Below are 594 nucleotides of genomic sequence, written 5' to 3'. Positions count from 1 at the left end.
TACTGCCCGTCGAAGCCGTTGACGCCGACGACGAACGGCAGCCGCGCCTCCTCGAAGTAGTCCACCGCGGGAAAACTGTCGGCCAACCGCCGGGTGTCGACCAGCACCACCGCACCGATCGCCCCCCTCACCAGGTCATCCCACATGAACCAGAACCGATGCTGACCCGGCGTACCGAACAGATACAGAATCAGATCCCGATCCAGCGACACCCGCCCGAAGTCCATCGCCACCGTCGTGGTCGTCTTGTGCGGCACCAGCCCCACATCATCCACACCCGCCGACGCGTCGGTCATCACCGCCTCCGTCGTCAGCGGCACAATCTCCGACACCGCCCCCACGAAAGTCGTCTTGCCCACACCGAAACCCCCCGCGACCACGATCTTCGTCGAGGTCAGCCCCCGGCTAGAGCCTGCGAAGTCCACTGAGCACCCTTTCCAGCAAGTTCAGATCCGGCTTACCCGCCTCCAACTGCGGCTGATGCACATGCACCAACCCCTCCGCCGCCATGTCCGCGATCACCACACGAACCACACCCAGCGGAATCCGCAGCAACGCCGACACCTCCGCCACCGACCGCACCTGACGGCACAG

General features: G+C 65.2%; 2 protein-coding genes. Both read right to left on the bottom strand.

Annotated features, from left to right (window positions below; all coding sequences use genetic code 11):
* Positions 1 to 398: GTP-binding protein (locus tag F5972_RS36830; RefSeq protein ID WP_182878263.1), on the bottom strand; the 398-nt coding region annotated here is incomplete at its 3' end.
* A 7-nt stretch (positions 399 to 405) separates the two neighbouring features.
* Positions 406 to 594 (bottom strand): DUF742 domain-containing protein (locus F5972_RS36825; protein WP_138463408.1); only part of this gene is annotated, 189 nt, incomplete at its 5' end.

This window comes from Microbispora cellulosiformans, assembly GCF_008728085.1.
GTDB lineage: Bacteria > Actinomycetota > Actinomycetes > Streptosporangiales > Streptosporangiaceae > Microbispora > Microbispora amethystogenes.
The sequence above is the reverse complement of the archived record's forward strand: the minus strand, read 5'-3'. Positions and strand labels throughout refer to the sequence as shown.